At 67.3% G+C, this 480-nt stretch carries 1 protein-coding gene; it reads left to right on the top strand.

Going from position 1 to position 480, the window contains the following annotated elements; genetic code table 11:
- On the top strand, window positions 1-480 hold a 480-nt coding region (locus tag JGU66_35870; GenBank protein ID MBJ6766161.1), incomplete at both ends, for a hypothetical protein.

Genomic DNA, 480 nt, shown 5'->3' on the forward strand with positions numbered 1-480 from the left:
GCACGACAACGCGTCCGACGTGGGCGCGGAGCCGGGCACGTACGGCGCGTGGGGCATCTGGACCAGCCCCGACATCCGCGTCTGCCAGAACGCCGGCTGCGTGGGCAACGAGAACCCCGAGTTCGGTCAGACCAACTACATCTACGTGAAGCTCAACAACACGGGTCCCAACGCGCCCGTGGGCAACCCCGGCGTGGGCACGCTGAAGCTCTACTTCACGGCCTCCGGCGGCGGCGCGCTGTGGAACGCGGACTGGACCTTCATCGGCAGCCTCAACGTCACCGTCCCCGCGAGCGCGGTGGGCTACGAGGTCCCCATCCCGTGGAGCAACGTCCCCGGCCCCGGCCACTACTGCCTGCTGGCCCGCTGGGAGTCGGTGTCGGATCCGATGACGTTCCCGGAAGCCATCCCCTCGAACACCGTCAGCAACACCATCCAGAACAACAACATCGCGTGGCGCAACGTGAACGTGGTGAACCT

This window comes from Myxococcaceae bacterium JPH2 (genome assembly GCA_016458225.1).
Taxonomy (GTDB): domain Bacteria; phylum Myxococcota; class Myxococcia; order Myxococcales; family Myxococcaceae; genus Citreicoccus.